The sequence below is a fragment of the Massilia phyllosphaerae genome (genome assembly GCF_034659755.1).
Taxonomy (GTDB): domain Bacteria; phylum Pseudomonadota; class Gammaproteobacteria; order Burkholderiales; family Burkholderiaceae_D; genus Telluria; species Telluria phyllosphaerae.
Genome location: NZ_JAXSQX010000003.1, coordinates 685,168 through 699,840 on the forward strand (window position 1 = coordinate 685,168; position 14,673 = coordinate 699,840).

Below are 14,673 nucleotides of genomic sequence, written 5' to 3' on the forward strand. Positions count from 1 at the left end.
GCTTTCTCAAAAAACGGGTAAACCAGACCGCGGATCCGGGGGAAGCGCGGTCTCAGGCAACAAGACGATATGGGGCCGTCTCAGCCTTTTTTAAATACGCATGGGCATGACGACATATTTGAAGTCGCCATTTTCCGGAATCGACATCAGTGCCGACGAATTCGAATCGCCCAGCGCAATATTCACCTGGTCGCACTTCAGGTTGTTCAGCACGTCGAGCAGGTAAGTGACGTTGAAACCGATGTCGATGACGTCGCCGCCGTAGTCGATTTCCAGTTCTTCCACCGCTTCTTCCTGGTCGGCGTTGGTCGAGCTGATCTTCATCGAGCCCGGCGAGATCATGCAGCGGACACCCTTGAATTTGTCGCTGGTCATGATCGCAGCGCGCTGCAGCGAGCGCAGCAGTTCTTCGCGGCTGATCGTGAAATCGTTCTTGTAGCCCTTCGGGATCACACGGGTGTAATCCGGGAACTTGCCTTCGACCAGCTTCGACACCAGTTCGATGTCGGCGAAGGTCAGTTTCACCTGGGATGCGGCGATGTCCAGCTGGACGGTGTCGTCGCTTTCTTCCAGCAGGCGCTGCAGTTCGATGATGGTCTTGCGCGGGATGATGACTTCCTGGCGCTCGAAGGTCTGGTCGGTGGCCACCTGGGCGAAGGCCAGACGGTGGCCGTCGGTGGCGACCGCGATCACGTTGTTACCGTCCAGCACCAGCAGCAGGCCGTTCAGGTAGTAGCGGATGTCCTGCTGGGCCATCGCGAAGTGCACCATGTTGAACAGGTGCTTCAGCGTCTTTTGGGGCAGGGTGACGGAGGCGTTGTGGGTCTCGGCCACGTTCACGGTCGGGAATTCTTCCGCGGCCAGGGTCTGCAGCGCGAAGCGCGACTTGCCGCTCTGCACGGTCAGGCGCTTGTTCAGCAGGGTCAGCGTGACGTCGCCGGATTCCGGCAGCGCGCGCAGGATGTCCAGCAGCTTGCGCGCGGCGACCGTCGTGCCGGTCTCTTCAGGACCGGAGCCGATGTTGGCCAGGGTCGTGATCTGCACCTCGGTGTCGGTCGACAGGAAGGAGACGCTTTCGCCGTTCTTGCGGATGAGGATATTGGCCAGAATCGGCATAGTGTGCCGACGCTCGACAATACCACTCACGATCTGCAGTGGCCGGAGAAGCGTGTCTCGGGTGGATTTGACCAGTTGCATAAATATCCTCGATCTTGTGGGTAAAAATGTTTTCTGCGCAATATTTTGCCAGAGTAACCGGGAAAAATCCCTCTTTCAGAACCCTATACTTGGTAGGGTTTTATCAGCCTTTCAGCGTCTGTTCCAGCACGTGCAATTCGTGGTTGCATTCGGCGTTCTTCTGGCGGTCCTGCGAGATCTTGCGCACCGCGTGCAGCACGGTGGTGTGGTCGCGGCCGCCGAACAGTTCGCCGATTTCCGGCAGACTCTTCTGCGTCAGCTCCTTCGCCAGGTACATCGCGATCTGGCGCGGACGGGCGATGTTGGCCGGACGGCGCTTCGAGTACATGTCCGCCACCTTGATATTGAAGAAGTCGGCCACCGTTTTCTGGATGTTTTCCACGGAAATCTGGCGGTTCTGCACCGACAGCAAATCCTTCAGGGCTTCCTTCACCACATCGATGGTGATGTCCTTGCCGTGGAAGCGCGAGTAAGCCAGGATCTTGCGCAGCGCGCCTTCCAGCTCGCGCACGTTCGAGCGCAGGTGTTTCGCCACGAAGAAGGCGACGTCGTCGTTCAGGACCACGCCCTCGGATTCCGCCTTCTTCATCAGGATCGCCACCCGCATTTCGAGTTCCGGCGGCTCGATCGCGACCGTCAGGCCGGAGTCGAAGCGCGAGATCAGGCGGTCGTCCATGCCGGTGATCTCTTTCGGGTAGGTATCCGAGGTGATGATGATCTGCTTCTTGGCCGCGATCAGCGCTTCGAACGCATAGAAGAATTCTTCCTGCGTGCGGCTTTTGCCGCCGAAGAACTGGATATCGTCGATGAGAAGCATGTCCAGCGAGTGGTAGTAATGCTTGAAATCGTCGAAACCCTTGCGCTGGTAAGCGGTCACCACGTCGCGCACGTACTGTTCGGCGTGGATGTAGCGGATGCGCGCGCCCGGCTGGTCGGCCATCACCTGGTTGCCGATCGCATGGATCAGGTGGGTCTTACCGAGGCCGACACCGCCATAGAAGAACAGCGGGTTGTACGAGATGCCCGGGTTGTTGGCGACCTGGATCGCGGCGGCGCGCGCCAGCTGGTTCGCCTTACCGGTCACGAAGTTCTCGAACGTCAGGTCCGGATTGACGCGGCTCTGCTCGCGGCGCGGATTGTTGGCGATGACGTTGTCCGGCGTGATCACCGGCATTTCCGGCACGGTGCGGTCGGCCGCGGCATTCACGCCGAGGGCGCCGCCGTTGCCGTTGCTGGACGGCGCAGCAGGGGCGGACGTGGTCACCTTCTTGGGCGCGCTGTTCTTCGGATCGAGCACGAACAGCACGTCGACCGGCCGTTCCCAGTATTGGGAAGCCAGTTCCGTGATGCGGTTTGCAAACTGTGTCTTGACCCAGTCGAGCTTGAAACGGTTGGGTGCGGCGACACGCAGCTTGCCATCCTCGTAATCGAGGGCGACGAGCGGTTTGATCCACGCGGTGTATTGCTGCGGTGTCAGCTCGAGTTCCAGCTGCGAGGAACAGGTCTGCCAAAAGTTTTCCATACATCGACTAAAGTAAGCGTAACACTCTATTTTACCTGTCTTCTCGGAAGTTATCCACAGGCGATCCAGGATTTTTCCACTGAATCTCAACAGGCCTGGACGTAAAAGCAACCGTTTGCGTAAGGTAAGCAGATCGGGTTGCCGCCGTTGCAACGCAACAGTTGCCTTGACAGTGGACAGGCAAATGCTGTCTAATTCAGGGTTCCCCGCCCGTACGCATTGTCAACCTGACACTCGGCACACAGGCGAACTAGCTTTGCTGTGGCGTGACGCTGGCTTAACAACTGCGAAATGTCATTGGCGCAATGCTGACCTATGAGGGCTCAGCCCGATTTTGCATTTTAATTTGCTTTAAGCGAGACCACCATGAAACGTACTTACCAACCTTCCGTCGTTCGTCGCAAGCGCACGCACGGCTTCCGCGCACGCATGGCTACCCGTGGTGGCCGTCAAGTCCTGAACGCGCGCCGCGCCAAGGGCCGCAAGCGCCTGGCTGTCTAAGCCAAGCCTGCCTTTCGAATCGCGCTGCGGTCAGCCATGACAGGCGAAGGTTCGCACGACTTCGCGCGCGTTCGGCGTATCGTAAAAACGGATGAGTTTTCATCCGTTTTTCGTTTGCGCCCGGCACAAAAAACCGCGCATTTCGTGCTCTACACCCGACCGAATGCCCTGCCTCATGCGCGGCTGGGCGTCGTCGCGGCCAAACGTTTCGCCCCGCGCGCGGTCACGCGCAACACGATCAAGCGCGTCACGCGCGAACTGTTCCGTACCACGCCGCTGCCCGGCATCGATTGCATCGTGCGCCTGGCGCGCCCGGTGAATACCAAGGCCGGTCCGGCCACGAACACGGCCCTCAAGACGCTGCTGCACGCCGAGCTGGCGAAGCTATTCGCGTCGCAGGCGCCGCGCACGCGCAAGCCGGCGCCGTTGTCGAACAATGCTGCTAATGCTGCCGATCCGGCGCCGGCGGCTGCCACGCCCCCGGGGTCGGGGCCGAGGCCATCATGAACCGGCTGCTCGTCTGGCTGTTGCGCGGTTACCAGTTACTGGTGTCTCCGATGCTCGGACAGAACTGCCGTTTCTATCCGAGCTGTTCCCATTACGCAGTCGAAGCGCTGCAAGTCCACGGTACCGTCCGCGGCAGCTGGCTGGCCGTGCGCCGGCTGGGCCGCTGCCATCCGTGGAACGACGGCGGCGTCGACCCGGTGCCGCCCGCCGGTACTGGTAAACAAGCGCCTTCATCACCAACCGCTTGCGGCTGCAAGCACTCCTGACTAAGACCTCAATGGAATTCAATAAACGTACCATTTTGTGGATCGTGTTCGCGGTCTCGTTGTTCGTCCTGTGGAACGATTGGATGGTCGCCAACGGCAAGCAGTCGCTGCTGTCGAACGCGCCGCCGGCCAAGGTCGCGACCGCACCGGCCGCCCAGGGCAACAGCGTCCAGCCGAACACCGCCACCACGGCGGCCGTCCCGGGCGCCCCGGCTGCGGCACCGATCGCCACCCGCATCGTCACCGTCACGACCGACCTGTTCAAGGTCGACATCAACACCGCCGGCGGCGTGATCCAGCGCCTGGAGCTGCTGAAGTACCGCGACAAGGTCGATCAGTCCAAGAACCAGCTGCTGTTCCACGTCGACAGCGCCAACGGCCGCACCTACCTCGGCCAGACCGGCCTGACCGGCAACAGCCCGGCCGGCCCGATGCCGAGCCACAGCACCCCGTTCACCGTGCGTTCGGGTCCGACCGTCGACGCCAACGGCCAGGTGCAACTGGTGCTGGAAGCGGAGCAGGGCGGCGTGCGCCTGACCAAGACCTTCACCTTCAAGCGCGGCGACTACGTGATCGGCGTGCGCCACGACGTGGCCAACGTCGGTGCCGCCGCCGTGAACCCGGTGCTCTACCTGCAGCTGATGCATGACGGCAGCAAGCCGGAAGGCGACACCTTCTTCAACAGCAGCTACACCGGCCCGACCCTGTACACCTCGCAGGACAAGTACCAGAAGCTGACCTTCGACAAGATCGCCAAGGGCAGCGCCGAGCATTCGAAGACCGCCACCGACGGCTGGATCGCGATCTCGCAGCACTTCTTCGTCTCGGCCTTCGTGCCGCCGGAGAAGCTGCAGCGCGACATCGAGACCAAGAGCCTGGGCAACAACCTGTTCGCGATCCGCACCAACCTGCCGCTGGGCACCCTGCAGCCGGGCCAGACCGTGTCGAACGAGAGCCGCCTGTACTCGGGTCCGCAAGAAGAGAAGCTGCTGGAAGCCGTGACCCCGGGCCTGGACCTGGTGCGCGACTACGCCTGGGCCGCGATCATCGCCAAGCCGATCTTCGCCACCATGAACTGGCTGCACTCGATGATCGGCAACTGGGGCTGGACCATCATCGCCTTCACCATCCTGATCAAGCTGCTGTTCTTCCCGCTGTCGGCGGCCGGCTACCGCAGCATGGCCAAGATGAAGACGGTGACCCCGAAGATGCAGGCGATCCGCGAGCGCTTCAAGGACGATCCGGTCAAGATGCAGCAGGCCACGATGGAGCTGTACAAGTCCGAGAAGATCAACCCGCTGGGCGGCTGCCTGCCGATCCTGGTACAGATGCCGGTGTTCCTGGCGCTGTACTGGGTGCTGCAGGCCGCGGTCGAGATGCGCGGCGCCTCGTGGGGCTGGGTCCCTGACCTGACCATGAAGGATCCGCTGTTCATCCTGCCGATCCTGTACGCGATCTCGATGTTCGTGACCCAGAAGCTGAACCCGCAGCCGGCCGATCCGATGCAGGCCAAGATGATGATGTTCATGCCGATCGCCTTCTCCGTGATCTTCCTGTTCTTCCCGGCCGGCCTGGTGCTGTACTGGGTGGCCAACAACCTGATCTCGATGGCGCAGCAGTATGTGATCACCAAGAAGTACGCGCCGGCGAAGTAATCGCGGTCGCTTCATGAAGAGCCCGTGCTTGCACGGGCTTTTTTTTTATTTAGTCAGCCGTAAGACCGTCGCCCCTGCGAAGGCAGGGGCCCAAGTTTTGCGGTCTGCCACGAACTTGGATTCCCGCCTACGCGGGAATGACGTTTACAATCCTCCCAATGAAACTAGACACTTCCCCCATCGCCGCCATCGCCACCGCCCCCGGCCGCGGCGGCATCGGCGTCGTGCGCGCCTCCGGCAAGGCGCTGGCGCCGCTGATCGACGTCCTGTTCCCCGGCATGACGCTGGCGCCGCGCCACGCCACCTATGTGCCGTTCAAGGATGCCGCCGGCGCCAATATCGACGAAGGCCTGGCGCTGTACTTCAAGGGCCCGCACTCGTATACCGGCGAAGACGTGCTGGAACTGCAGGGCCACGGCGGCCCGGTGGTGCTGCGCATGCTGCTGGCGCGCGTGCTGGAAGCCGGTGCCGGGCTGGGCCTGCGCCTGGCCGAGCCGGGCGAATTCACCCGCCGCGCCTTCCTGAACGACAAGCTCGACCTGGCCCAGGCCGAAGCCGTGGCCGACCTGATCGACGCCTCGACCGAAGCGGCGGCCAAGTCGGCCACGCAGTCGCTGTCCGGCGCCTTTTCGAAAGTCGTGCACCAGCTGGTCGACCAGACCATCAACCTGCGCATGCTGGTCGAAGCCACGCTCGACTTTCCGGAAGAGGAGATCGACTTCCTGGAAAAATCGAATGCGCGCGGCCAGCTGAAGGGCATCGTCGCGTCGCTGGAAGCGGTGTTCCGCCAGGCCGCCCAGGGCGCGCTGCTGCGCGAAGGCTTGAACGTGGTGCTGGTCGGCCAGCCGAACGTCGGTAAATCCTCGCTGCTGAACGCGCTGGCCGGTGCCGACGTGGCGATCGTCACCCCGATCGCCGGCACCACGCGCGATAAGGTCACCGAGACCATCCAGGTCGAGGGTATTCCGCTGAACATCGTCGACACCGCCGGCATCCGCGCCATCGACGAGGGCATCGACGTGGTCGAGCGCATCGGCATCGAGCGCACCTGGGGCGAGGTCGGCAAGGCCGACGTGATCCTGCACCTGCTCGACGCCAACCATGGCCCGGCCAAGGCCGACGAGGAGATCGTCGCCGCCTTCCCGCCGAACGTGCCCGTGGTGCGCATCTGGAACAAGATCGACCTCTCTGGGCACCAGCCGTCGCGCGACCAGAGCCTGGACGCCACCCACATCTACCTGTCGGCGCACGAGAAGACCGGCATCGACCTGCTGCGCGCGGAACTGCTGCGCATCGCCGGCTGGCAGCAGACCGGAGAATCGCTGTACCTGGCGCGCGAGCGCCACCTGGTCGCGCTGCGGGCGGCGCGCGAGCACCTGCAGATGGCGGGCCTGCACGCGGCCCAGGACGACCAGTCGCTCGACTTGTTCGCGGAAGAGCTGCGGCTGGCGCAGGACCAGCTGTCCAGCATTACCGGGCAGTTCACGCCGGACGACTTGCTGGGGGTGATCTTCAGCCGGTTCTGTATCGGCAAATAAGCCACCGCCCCGCGCATGCTGCCCGCCGCTCCGCCTCCCGAAGCCATTGCCTGGCTGTGGAAGGAGGCGCCCGTTCCCGCTTGGTCGCGCGGCAGGGTGGCCGTGGTCGACCGCCACGTCTGGCTGGCCGGCGACAAGGTACTGGTTCGCCCCGGCGCGCGGCCGCGGCGGTTGCCCGAAGGCGCCGCCGTCATCCCTGTAGTCCATGTCGAGATCGATCCGCTGCGCCCGCCCGCCGGCCTGGTGCAGGCGCAGGCCGTGGTGCTCGACGCAATGCAGGCGGCGGCACGTGCCACCACCTCCGGTTGGGTCCAGCTCGACCTGGAGGCGAGGCCGTCGCAGCGCGCCGACTACCGTGCGCTGGTGCAGCGCATCCGCGCCAGCCTGCCGCCGCAAGTGAAGCTGAGCGTGACGGCACTGGCCTGGTGGTGCCGATCGCCAGCCTGGCTGGATGGGCTGCCCGCCGACGAGGTCGTGCCGATGTTTTTCCGGATGGGACGCGACAATGCGCCGCTGCGCGCAATCGTGGCGCAGCGGCCGGCGACGCTGCACCCGCTGTGCCGTAGCGGCAGTGCCGGTTTTTCGCGGCAGGAGCCGTTCGCGCCGGAGGTCGCGGCGCGTTACCGGCGCACCTACTGGTTCGATGAAACAGGATGGAAAGGCCCACCATGAAACGCATATTTCTCGCCCTTGCCGCCGCGCTCGCATGGATGGCGGATGCCGGCGCCAGCGGCGGCTACGGCCCCGACTACACCATGTTCAAAGCCTGGAGCGCGCCCGACATTCCCCTCGAACGTTTCCAGGCGGGCGAACTCGGTGTGCCGCAGCCGGGCATGCAGCGCGTCTATCTGTATACGGCCTGGCGCGCAATCGCACTCGGCCGCGGGGTGGCGTCGTCACCGGGCCTGGCGGGCGGCCTGGCGCGGGCCGACGGTAGCGCCTTCGGCCACGGCTGGAAGGGCGCCGGCACGGAACCCGATCCGGCCCTGGCGGCGCGCCTGGCCACGCTGCTGCACCTGCCGCCCGGCGACCCGGCGCTGCGCAAGCTCGGGGCTTGCGCGCCGGCGTCGACCGACCATGCGCTGGGTGTGTTCCGCAGCGCGTCCGCACGCGCCGACGCCACGCCGGCGCGCCTGGATGCCTGGGTGCTGGCCCAGTACAGGGTGGGCGAAGCCTGCCAGGCGGCCGACGACTGGCGCTATCGCTACGGGAGCGACAAGCCGCCGGCACTGACCGCACCGGCGCCGCTTGCCGTCGGCGAGCCGGCCTACTGGCGCCAGCTGAACGACTACCAGCGCGCCGCCTGGGCGTTCCAGTCGGCGCACTATGCCGACAGCACCGTGCTGTTCGAGCGCATCGGCGCCACCCCCGGCCATCCGATGCGCGAACTGGGCGCCTACCTGGCACTGCGTTCGGAGGTACGCAATGCGGTGGCGGCAGACATCAGGAAAGTCGACCCGGCGCGGCGCGAGCAGCAGGCGCGTGCGCTGGAGCAGCGTGGCGGCGCCATCCTGGGCGACGCGTCGCTAGCCAGCATGCACGAGCCGACCAGGGCCCTGTTGCGTGCGATGCGTGCCGGATTGACGCCGGAAACCCGCTTGCGCGAGCTGAACCGCTACCTGGACAACCCGGCCGCCGATCCGTATGCGCTGGATCGGCTGGGCGACTGGGCGATCCTGGTGGATAGCGCCGGGACGCAGATGCCGGACCTGCAGACCGGGCACGATTTCATCGACTGGATCGAAACCCTGCGTGGCTGCCGCGGCAGGACGGCCGCCATGGCCTGTCCGCTGGCGGCCGCGCACGCCGGAGAGCGCTGGCAGCAGACGCGCTCGCATCCATGGCTGGTGGCGGCGCTGATGCTGGCCGAATCGGCCCCGCCGGCGCTGCTCGAGGCCGGGCTGGCGCTGGAGCCCGGCGATCCCGGCTACGTCACGGTGCGCTATCACCTGGCGCGGCTGCTGCGGCTGGGCGGCCAGCCCGGCCAGGCCCGCGCCATCGCGGACGCGCTGCTGCAGCGCAAGCTCTCGCCCGGCACGCGCAACCTGTTCCGCGAGGAGCGCTTCGCGGTCGCCACCTCGGTACGCGATGCCGGCATGTACCTGCTGCGTACCAATGTCGACCATGCGCGGATGGCGCCGGAGGCGCGCGAGGACATGATCAACGACGATGGCCTGGACTGGCTGAACGGCGGCTTGCCGGTGACGGACCTGATCGACCTGGCCGGCCTGGCCTCGCTGCCGCAAGCGCTGCGCGCGCGCATCGCCGGCGCCGCCTGGATCCGCGCCAGCCTGCTGGACAAGCCGGAGCAGGGCCGGCAGGCCGGTGCCCTGCTGGCGCAACTGGTGCCGTCCAGCGCCGACGCCGTGGCGCGCCATGGCCGCGCCACCACCGCCGTCGAGCGCCGCCACATCGTGCTGGCCGCGGCACTGCGCTTCGGCCTGGCAGCGCAAATCGGGATGTCTGCCGAGCCGGTGGCGCCGGTGGCGCCGGGCGAGGCAACGGCGTCGGGCTGGTGTTCGTTCAGGCCGGGCAGCCGGCTCGGCGAGGTTGTCCCGGTGGGCGAGCGTGAAGCGCGCGGATTCGGCTGGCGCTTTCCCGCCATGCCGGACACCGGCCACGCCCCGCTGCGGCAGCAGGAGCTGGCGCGGCTGAGGTCCATGAAAACGGCCACCGGCACGCTCGGCGACGACGTCATGGCCTGGGCCGCGCGCCACCCGGCCGATCCCGAGCTGCCCTGGCTCCTGTACGTGGTAGTGCAGTCCACGCGCGGCGGCTGCCTCGATCCGGATGCCGGTAGCTTGTCGCGCAAGGCGTACACGCTCCTGCACAAGCGCTATGGCGGCAGCGAGTGGGCAGCCAGGACGCCCTATTATTATTAGGCCAGCCAGGGCCCCAGCAGCGCCTGCGCCCACTCCATGAACGCCAGCGTGCGCGCCGGCACGTGGCGTCGCGACGGATAGACAAAGGCGAGCGGCATCGGCGCCGGCCGGTAATCCGGCATGACTTCCACCAGCGAACCGTCGCGCAGGCGTTCGCGCAGGCCGGCTTCCGGTGCCTGGACCAGGCCCAGGCCGGCCAGGCAGGCCGCTTCGTAGGCCACCGTGCCGTTGACGGTCAGGGCGGCGCCGACCGGCGCGCTGCGCGACTGTCCGGCCGCTTCATCGAACCATTCCCAGGCCGGCGCACTGCCGCCCAGCTGCGCGTCGTAGTGGATCACGCGATGGTGCTCGAGGTCGTCCAGCGTGCGCGGCGTGCCGTATGCGTCCAGGTAGGCGGGGCTGGCGCAGTTGAGCAGGCGGTAGCTGCCGAGCGGGCGCGCCACCAGCGAGGAATCCTGCAGGGTGCCGGCGCGCAGCACGCAATCGTAGCCCTCGCGGATCACGTCGACGCGGCGGTCGGCGGTGCCGAGGTCGATCAATAGCCGCGGATGGCGCGCCATGAATTCGCCGAGGTGCGGCAGTACGATGCGCGCCGCCATCGCCACCGACATGTCGATCCGCAGCCGGCCGCTGAGCACGTCGGCGCCGCCGCGGAACATCGAGCGCAGGGCGTCGAAGTCGGCCACCAGTTCGCGGCTGCGCGCATAAAAGGCGGCGCCTTCCTGGGTCAGCTGTACGCGGCGCGTGGTCCGCTGCAGCAGGCGGGTGCCCAGGCTGGCCTCGAGCTGGCGCACGGCGCTGGAAACGGTCGCATTCGGCAAGCCGAGCTGGCGGGCGGCGCCGCTGAAGCTGTCGAGCTCCGCGACTTTCAGGAAGACCTGGATGGTGTCGAGTTCGTTCATCGGTCGTCGATTCTTCGCGGATTCTGTAAGGTCTATGCAGGATTAGCCAGTTTATTGGCAAAAGCGCGAAAAATATACTGGACACCTCACCACAAGGAGTCCCGACATGAACAAACGCATCGCAGTCATCACCGGCGGCAGCCGCGGCCTGGGCCGCAACATCGCGCTGCACCTGGCGCGCGCCGGCACCGATATCCTCATCACCTGGCAAAGCAACGAGGCAGCCGCGCGCGCAGTCGTGGCCGAGATCGAGGCGCTCGGCTGCCGCGCCGCCGCACTGCGGCTCGACGTGGCCGACAGCCGCGCCTTCGCCGCCTTCGCCGACGGGGTGCGCACGCTGCTGGCCGGCTGGGGGCGCGAGCGCTTCGATATCCTGGTCAACAACGCCGGCACCAGCCTGCACGTGCCGCTGATGGAAGTCACGGAACAGCAGTTCGACGACATCATCGCCGTCCACGTGAAGTCCGTGGTGTTCCTGACGCAGGCGCTGGTGCCGCTGCTGAACGAAGGCGGCCGCATCCTGAACATCTCCAGCGGGCTGGCGCGCGTCAGCCTGCCGGGATCTGGCGTGTACGGCGCCGCCAAGGGCGCGGTGGAAGTGCTGACGCGCTACCAGGCGCGCGAACTGGCCGAGCGCGGCATCACCGTCAACGTGCTGGCGCCGGGCGCCATCGAGACCGATTTCAGCGGTGGCCGCGTGCGCGACGATCCGGCGCTCAACCGCATGGTGGCCGGCATGACCGCGCTCGGCCGCGCCGGCCTGCCGGACGATATCGGCGGCGCGGCGGCGGCCCTGCTGGCGGAGGGCAGCGGCTGGATCACCGGCCAGCGCGTGGAAGCCTCGGGCGGCATGATGCTGTGAGAATGGATGTGCTACCCTCTGCCTGGCCGAACATGAGCAGACAGGGGAGGGCAGCATGGACAAGGTGGGACCGCACATCGCGCGGCGGCGTTTCTGTGGCGGCGCGCTGGCGCTGGCGGCGACCGGCCTGCTGGCGTCGTGCGCAAGCATCGTCGGACCGCGCCGCGTCGAGCTGAGCCAGGCGCGCCTGCAGGCCGGGCTGGAACGCCGCTTCCCGCTGCGCAACCGCATGCTCGACCTGTTCGACGTGCAGCTCACCCATCCGCAACTGGCGATCCTGGCGCAGAGCGAGCGCGTCGGCCTCACGCTCGACGCCTCAGTGGCGCCACCCTTCCTGCGCCAGTCCTGGCGCGGCAGCGTCGGCCTGTCCGGACGGCTGGTGCTGGACGCCCCCCATGACACAGCCAGCCCGGCCGTCTTCCTGACCGACGTCCGGGTCGACCGCTTCGACATCGACGGCATCGACACCGGCCGCGCGCGCGACCTGCGCCAGGCCGCCGACCTCCTGCTGAACCAGATGGTGCGCGACATGGCGGTGTATTCCTTCCACCCCGAGGACCTGCGCTATGCCGGCGTGCAGTTCGTGCCGACCCGCCTCGAGACGGTGCCGGGCGCGCTGGTGGTGACCCTCGAACCCGCCCGCTAGCGCACTTTTCCGGCGCCGGCGTAGCAAATAAGAGACGCTGCGCGCACGATTGAACAGCCCGGCGCGGGCCTTGTCAATACTGCTATTATTTACCGCAATCGCATGGACCGGTGCCGCCTGGCCGGTTCCCTACGAGAGCGGGGCGCGACTGTTGTATCTGTAAACTTCGGCCCACATGCCGTTGCACAGCTATCGTAATCGGCGCACACTGAAAAGGTCTCGAAGGCCCGGCAGCACGCAATGCACAAGCGGCGCTTGCGCTTTCTCATGCACATGGTGTTCCACTGAAGTAATCTCAGCGTTACTGAGGTGTTGCCGGTAAGGGGGTAATCTTGGAAACGATACAAGACAGTTTTCCCGACAAGAGCATGGCGGTCGAGCCGCTCGTTGCCGCGTCGCTGAACGCAGGCAAATTGGCGGTGTCAGTGCCGACCCGGCAAAGCCTGCCGCCGAAAGGCTCGTGCTGGTATTGCGAAAAACCGCTCGACAGCGTGCGCCGCTTCTGCGGCAAGCCATGCGCCGATGCCTTCGACGAGGAAGCGGAATACACCCGCTGACCGTCAGGTCCACTCCGCCAGCATTGCCAGCGCGCCGTCGAAGTCGAAGGCTTCGATCGTGTCCGCTAGCCGGTGGTAGCGTTGTTCCCCGAGTTGCGCCGCCAGCGTGCCTGCCGCCTCGCGCACTAGGTCGACGGCTTCGCCGTTGCCATCGTCGAGCAGCGTGGCAAGGCGCCTTACGGTGTCGCTGTGCGCTCGTTCCCGTCCTTGCTCTGCCAGTGCTGCCACCGCCGTGCGTGCCTGTTCCTGCGCGGGCGGCGCCACGGCCGCGGCGGCGTCGAGTTCCAGCAGCACACGATCGAGTGCCTGTTCCAGCCGCGTCAGGCGCTGCCACGCATCGCCGCTGCCGTCCGGCTGCCGCAGCACCTGTTCCAGCGCCTGCGCCGCGTGCCTGAGCGGCACCGCCTCGATCATCCCGGCTGCTCCTTTCAAGGTATGGACCAGGCGCAGCGCCTGCGGGGCGTCGCCGTTGCCGAGCGCTGCGCGGATGCCGGCCGCAGTCTGGCGGTACTCGTTGCGGAAACGCGCCAGCACGCGCGCGAACAGCGCGTTGTCGCCCATCAGGCGCGCGATGCCGCCGGCGTGGTTCACCGCCGGGGCATGGGGATCGTCTTCGGGAGGAGGCTGGCGCGCCACCTTATTGCGCCGTCGTGAACGACCAGGTCTTGCTGACCGCGACGTCGTCGATCGTGCCGCTGAACGTGACGTCGTAGCGGGTGTTCGCGGTCAGCGGGCTCAGCGGAATGATCGCGGCCACCGACTGGCTGGTCGTGTTGACCGGGTCGACGTCCTTGGTCAGCAGGCGGGTCTGCAGGTTGGCGCCACCGCTGCGCGGCCGCACCGTGAAGCTCTGCACCGTGAGCTTGCGCGTCAGGTTGGTGTGGACGCTGATCGGGTAGCCGACCTGGTTGACGTCGGGGACCGGATCCGGTTCTTCGGAATCGCTGAGGAAGTCGATCGGTACGCCGGTCTGGCCATCGAAGGGCCAGCTGGCCAGCGTGGTGGAGGGCAGGCCGCTGCCGTAGCCGTTGTTGGTCACGAAGTCGGCGGTGAAATACGCATAGCCGGCGGCACCGGTGGCGGCGCCGGTGCCGACCTGCTGGAACACGGGTTCGAAGATCACGAAGCGGTGGTAGATCGCCGTGATCAGTTGCTCGGCCATGTAAAAGCCGGTCTGGTTCGAGGTGGCCGCAATCACTTCGCCGATGGCATTGGTGGTGCCGAAATTGTAGCCGGCCGCCTTGAAGCGGTCTTCCAGCGTCACCCCCGTGAAGCCCGGCTGGCCGCGCACCTGGTCGTGCGTGACGGTATTGTTGAGGCGCTGGTAATCGGAGTGGCCCTGCGCCACACGGTCGACGGTGGTGTCTTGTGCCAGCGTCGACAGCCCGATCTGGCTGCGCCGGTAGTTGAGCCAGGCGCGGCCGTCGACGGCGATATTGTTGGTGAGCGCCGGCGCCGATCCATCCTGGCCCGAGAACCCGGTGGAGCCGCCACTACCGCTGCCGCTGTCGGCGACGGGATCCTGCCAGCCGCATGCCACCAGCGCCCAGGCGGCGATACAGGTGGCAATGACGCTTTTTGCACGATGCAGGGTACTCATCTTGTAAACTCCTCAGGTTCGGCCTAGCGGGCGAAAGA

General features: G+C 66.2%; 15 protein-coding genes. 10 read left to right on the forward strand and 5 right to left on the reverse strand.

Annotated elements, in window-relative coordinates; all coding sequences use genetic code 11:
• Window positions 1–90 precede the first annotated feature (90 nt).
• On the reverse strand, window positions 91–1,197 hold the full coding sequence (dnaN, locus tag U1H99_RS15660) for a DNA polymerase III subunit beta (RefSeq protein ID WP_323142640.1): 1,107 nt from the start codon (window positions 1,195–1,197) through the stop codon (window positions 91–93).
• A 103-nt stretch (window positions 1,198–1,300) separates the two neighbouring features.
• Window positions 1,301–2,719, reverse strand: coding sequence for a chromosomal replication initiator protein DnaA (dnaA, locus tag U1H99_RS15665; RefSeq protein ID WP_323142641.1), 1,419 nt, complete (start codon window positions 2,717–2,719; stop codon window positions 1,301–1,303).
• 366 nt (window positions 2,720–3,085) lie between these two features.
• Here dnaA and rpmH point away from each other — a divergent pair, with 366 nt between their 5' ends.
• The 7 genes from rpmH to U1H99_RS15700 all read left to right on the forward strand — a co-directional run bounded on the left by rpmH (window position 3,086) and on the right by U1H99_RS15700 (window position 10,068).
• Window positions 3,086–3,220, forward strand: a complete 135-nt coding sequence (gene rpmH / locus U1H99_RS15670; protein WP_040378179.1) for a 50S ribosomal protein L34 — start codon at window positions 3,086–3,088, stop codon at window positions 3,218–3,220.
• Between the two features lie 36 nt (window positions 3,221–3,256).
• Window positions 3,257–3,727 (forward strand): ribonuclease P protein component, encoded by a 471-nt coding sequence (gene rnpA / locus U1H99_RS15675; protein ID WP_323142642.1) that lies wholly within the window; start codon window positions 3,257–3,259, stop codon window positions 3,725–3,727.
• Window positions 3,724–3,993, forward strand: coding sequence for a membrane protein insertion efficiency factor YidD (yidD, locus tag U1H99_RS15680; RefSeq protein ID WP_323142643.1), 270 nt, complete (start codon window positions 3,724–3,726; stop codon window positions 3,991–3,993). Before rnpA ends, yidD begins: the two co-directional genes overlap by 4 nt.
• Before the next feature lie 11 nt (window positions 3,994–4,004).
• Window positions 4,005–5,648, forward strand: coding sequence for a membrane protein insertase YidC (gene yidC, locus U1H99_RS15685; RefSeq protein WP_141836994.1), 1,644 nt, complete (start codon window positions 4,005–4,007; stop codon window positions 5,646–5,648).
• Between the two features lie 158 nt (window positions 5,649–5,806).
• Window positions 5,807–7,186 (forward strand): tRNA uridine-5-carboxymethylaminomethyl(34) synthesis GTPase MnmE, encoded by a 1,380-nt coding sequence (gene mnmE, locus U1H99_RS15690; protein ID WP_323142644.1) that lies wholly within the window; start codon window positions 5,807–5,809, stop codon window positions 7,184–7,186.
• A gap of 15 nt (window positions 7,187–7,201) precedes the next feature.
• Window positions 7,202–7,858 (forward strand): hypothetical protein, encoded by a 657-nt coding sequence (locus tag U1H99_RS15695; RefSeq protein ID WP_323142645.1) that lies wholly within the window; start codon window positions 7,202–7,204, stop codon window positions 7,856–7,858.
• Complete coding sequence (locus U1H99_RS15700; RefSeq protein WP_323142646.1) at window positions 7,855–10,068, forward strand: hypothetical protein; 2,214 nt, start codon at window positions 7,855–7,857, stop codon at window positions 10,066–10,068. The genes U1H99_RS15695 and U1H99_RS15700 overlap by 4 nt, the downstream gene beginning before the upstream one ends.
• On the opposite strand, the gene U1H99_RS15705 is transcribed toward U1H99_RS15700, so the two are convergent.
• Window positions 10,065–10,970, reverse strand: a complete 906-nt coding sequence (locus tag U1H99_RS15705) for a LysR family transcriptional regulator (RefSeq protein ID WP_323142647.1) — start codon at window positions 10,968–10,970, stop codon at window positions 10,065–10,067. The two genes, U1H99_RS15700 and U1H99_RS15705, sit on opposite strands and share 4 nt — an antisense overlap.
• 106 nt (window positions 10,971–11,076) lie before the next feature.
• Here U1H99_RS15705 and U1H99_RS15710 point away from each other — a divergent pair, with 106 nt between their 5' ends.
• The 3 genes from U1H99_RS15710 (at window position 11,077) to U1H99_RS15720 (ending at window position 13,035) form a co-directional block, all read left to right on the forward strand.
• Window positions 11,077–11,832, forward strand: a complete 756-nt coding sequence (locus U1H99_RS15710) for an SDR family NAD(P)-dependent oxidoreductase (protein WP_323142648.1) — start codon at window positions 11,077–11,079, stop codon at window positions 11,830–11,832.
• A 55-nt stretch (window positions 11,833–11,887) separates the two neighbouring features.
• Window positions 11,888–12,478 carry a DUF1439 domain-containing protein gene (locus tag U1H99_RS15715; RefSeq protein ID WP_323142649.1) on the forward strand — a complete coding sequence of 197 codons (591 nt, stop codon included), beginning with the start codon at window positions 11,888–11,890 and terminating at the stop codon, window positions 12,476–12,478.
• A gap of 332 nt (window positions 12,479–12,810) precedes the next feature.
• Window positions 12,811–13,035, forward strand: coding sequence for a hypothetical protein (locus tag U1H99_RS15720; protein WP_323142650.1), 225 nt, complete (start codon window positions 12,811–12,813; stop codon window positions 13,033–13,035).
• 3 nt (window positions 13,036–13,038) lie between these two features.
• Here U1H99_RS15720 and U1H99_RS15725 read toward each other — a convergent pair whose 3' ends face one another.
• Both U1H99_RS15725 and U1H99_RS15730 read right to left on the reverse strand, forming a co-directional pair.
• Window positions 13,039–13,671, reverse strand: coding sequence for an Hpt domain-containing protein (locus tag U1H99_RS15725; protein ID WP_323142651.1), 633 nt, complete (start codon window positions 13,669–13,671; stop codon window positions 13,039–13,041).
• A gap of 1 nt (window position 13,672) precedes the next feature.
• Window positions 13,673–14,635: a CAP domain-containing protein gene (locus U1H99_RS15730; RefSeq protein WP_323142652.1), complete on the reverse strand. Its 963-nt coding sequence runs from the start codon at window positions 14,633–14,635 to the stop codon at window positions 13,673–13,675.
• Between the last annotated feature and the right edge of the window lie 38 nt (window positions 14,636–14,673).

Coding starts and splice junctions, on each gene's coding strand:
- dnaN (WP_323142640.1), bottom strand. CDS start 1,197: ATGCAACTGGTCAAATCCACCCGAGACACGCTTCTCCGGCCACTGCAG.
- dnaA (WP_323142641.1), bottom strand. CDS start 2,719: ATGGAAAACTTTTGGCAGACCTGTTCCTCGCAGCTGGAACTCGAGCTG.
- rpmH (WP_040378179.1), top strand. CDS start 3,086: ATGAAACGTACTTACCAACCTTCCGTCGTTCGTCGCAAGCGCACGCAC.
- rnpA (WP_323142642.1), top strand. CDS start 3,257: ATGACAGGCGAAGGTTCGCACGACTTCGCGCGCGTTCGGCGTATCGTA.
- yidD (WP_323142643.1), top strand. CDS start 3,724: ATGAACCGGCTGCTCGTCTGGCTGTTGCGCGGTTACCAGTTACTGGTG.
- yidC (WP_141836994.1), top strand. CDS start 4,005: ATGGAATTCAATAAACGTACCATTTTGTGGATCGTGTTCGCGGTCTCG.
- mnmE (WP_323142644.1), top strand. CDS start 5,807: ATGAAACTAGACACTTCCCCCATCGCCGCCATCGCCACCGCCCCCGGC.
- U1H99_RS15695 (WP_323142645.1), top strand. CDS start 7,202: ATGCTGCCCGCCGCTCCGCCTCCCGAAGCCATTGCCTGGCTGTGGAAG.
- U1H99_RS15700 (WP_323142646.1), top strand. CDS start 7,855: ATGAAACGCATATTTCTCGCCCTTGCCGCCGCGCTCGCATGGATGGCG.
- U1H99_RS15705 (WP_323142647.1), bottom strand. CDS start 10,970: ATGAACGAACTCGACACCATCCAGGTCTTCCTGAAAGTCGCGGAGCTC.
- U1H99_RS15710 (WP_323142648.1), top strand. CDS start 11,077: ATGAACAAACGCATCGCAGTCATCACCGGCGGCAGCCGCGGCCTGGGC.
- U1H99_RS15715 (WP_323142649.1), top strand. CDS start 11,888: ATGGACAAGGTGGGACCGCACATCGCGCGGCGGCGTTTCTGTGGCGGC.
- U1H99_RS15730 (WP_323142652.1), bottom strand. CDS start 14,635: ATGAGTACCCTGCATCGTGCAAAAAGCGTCATTGCCACCTGTATCGCC.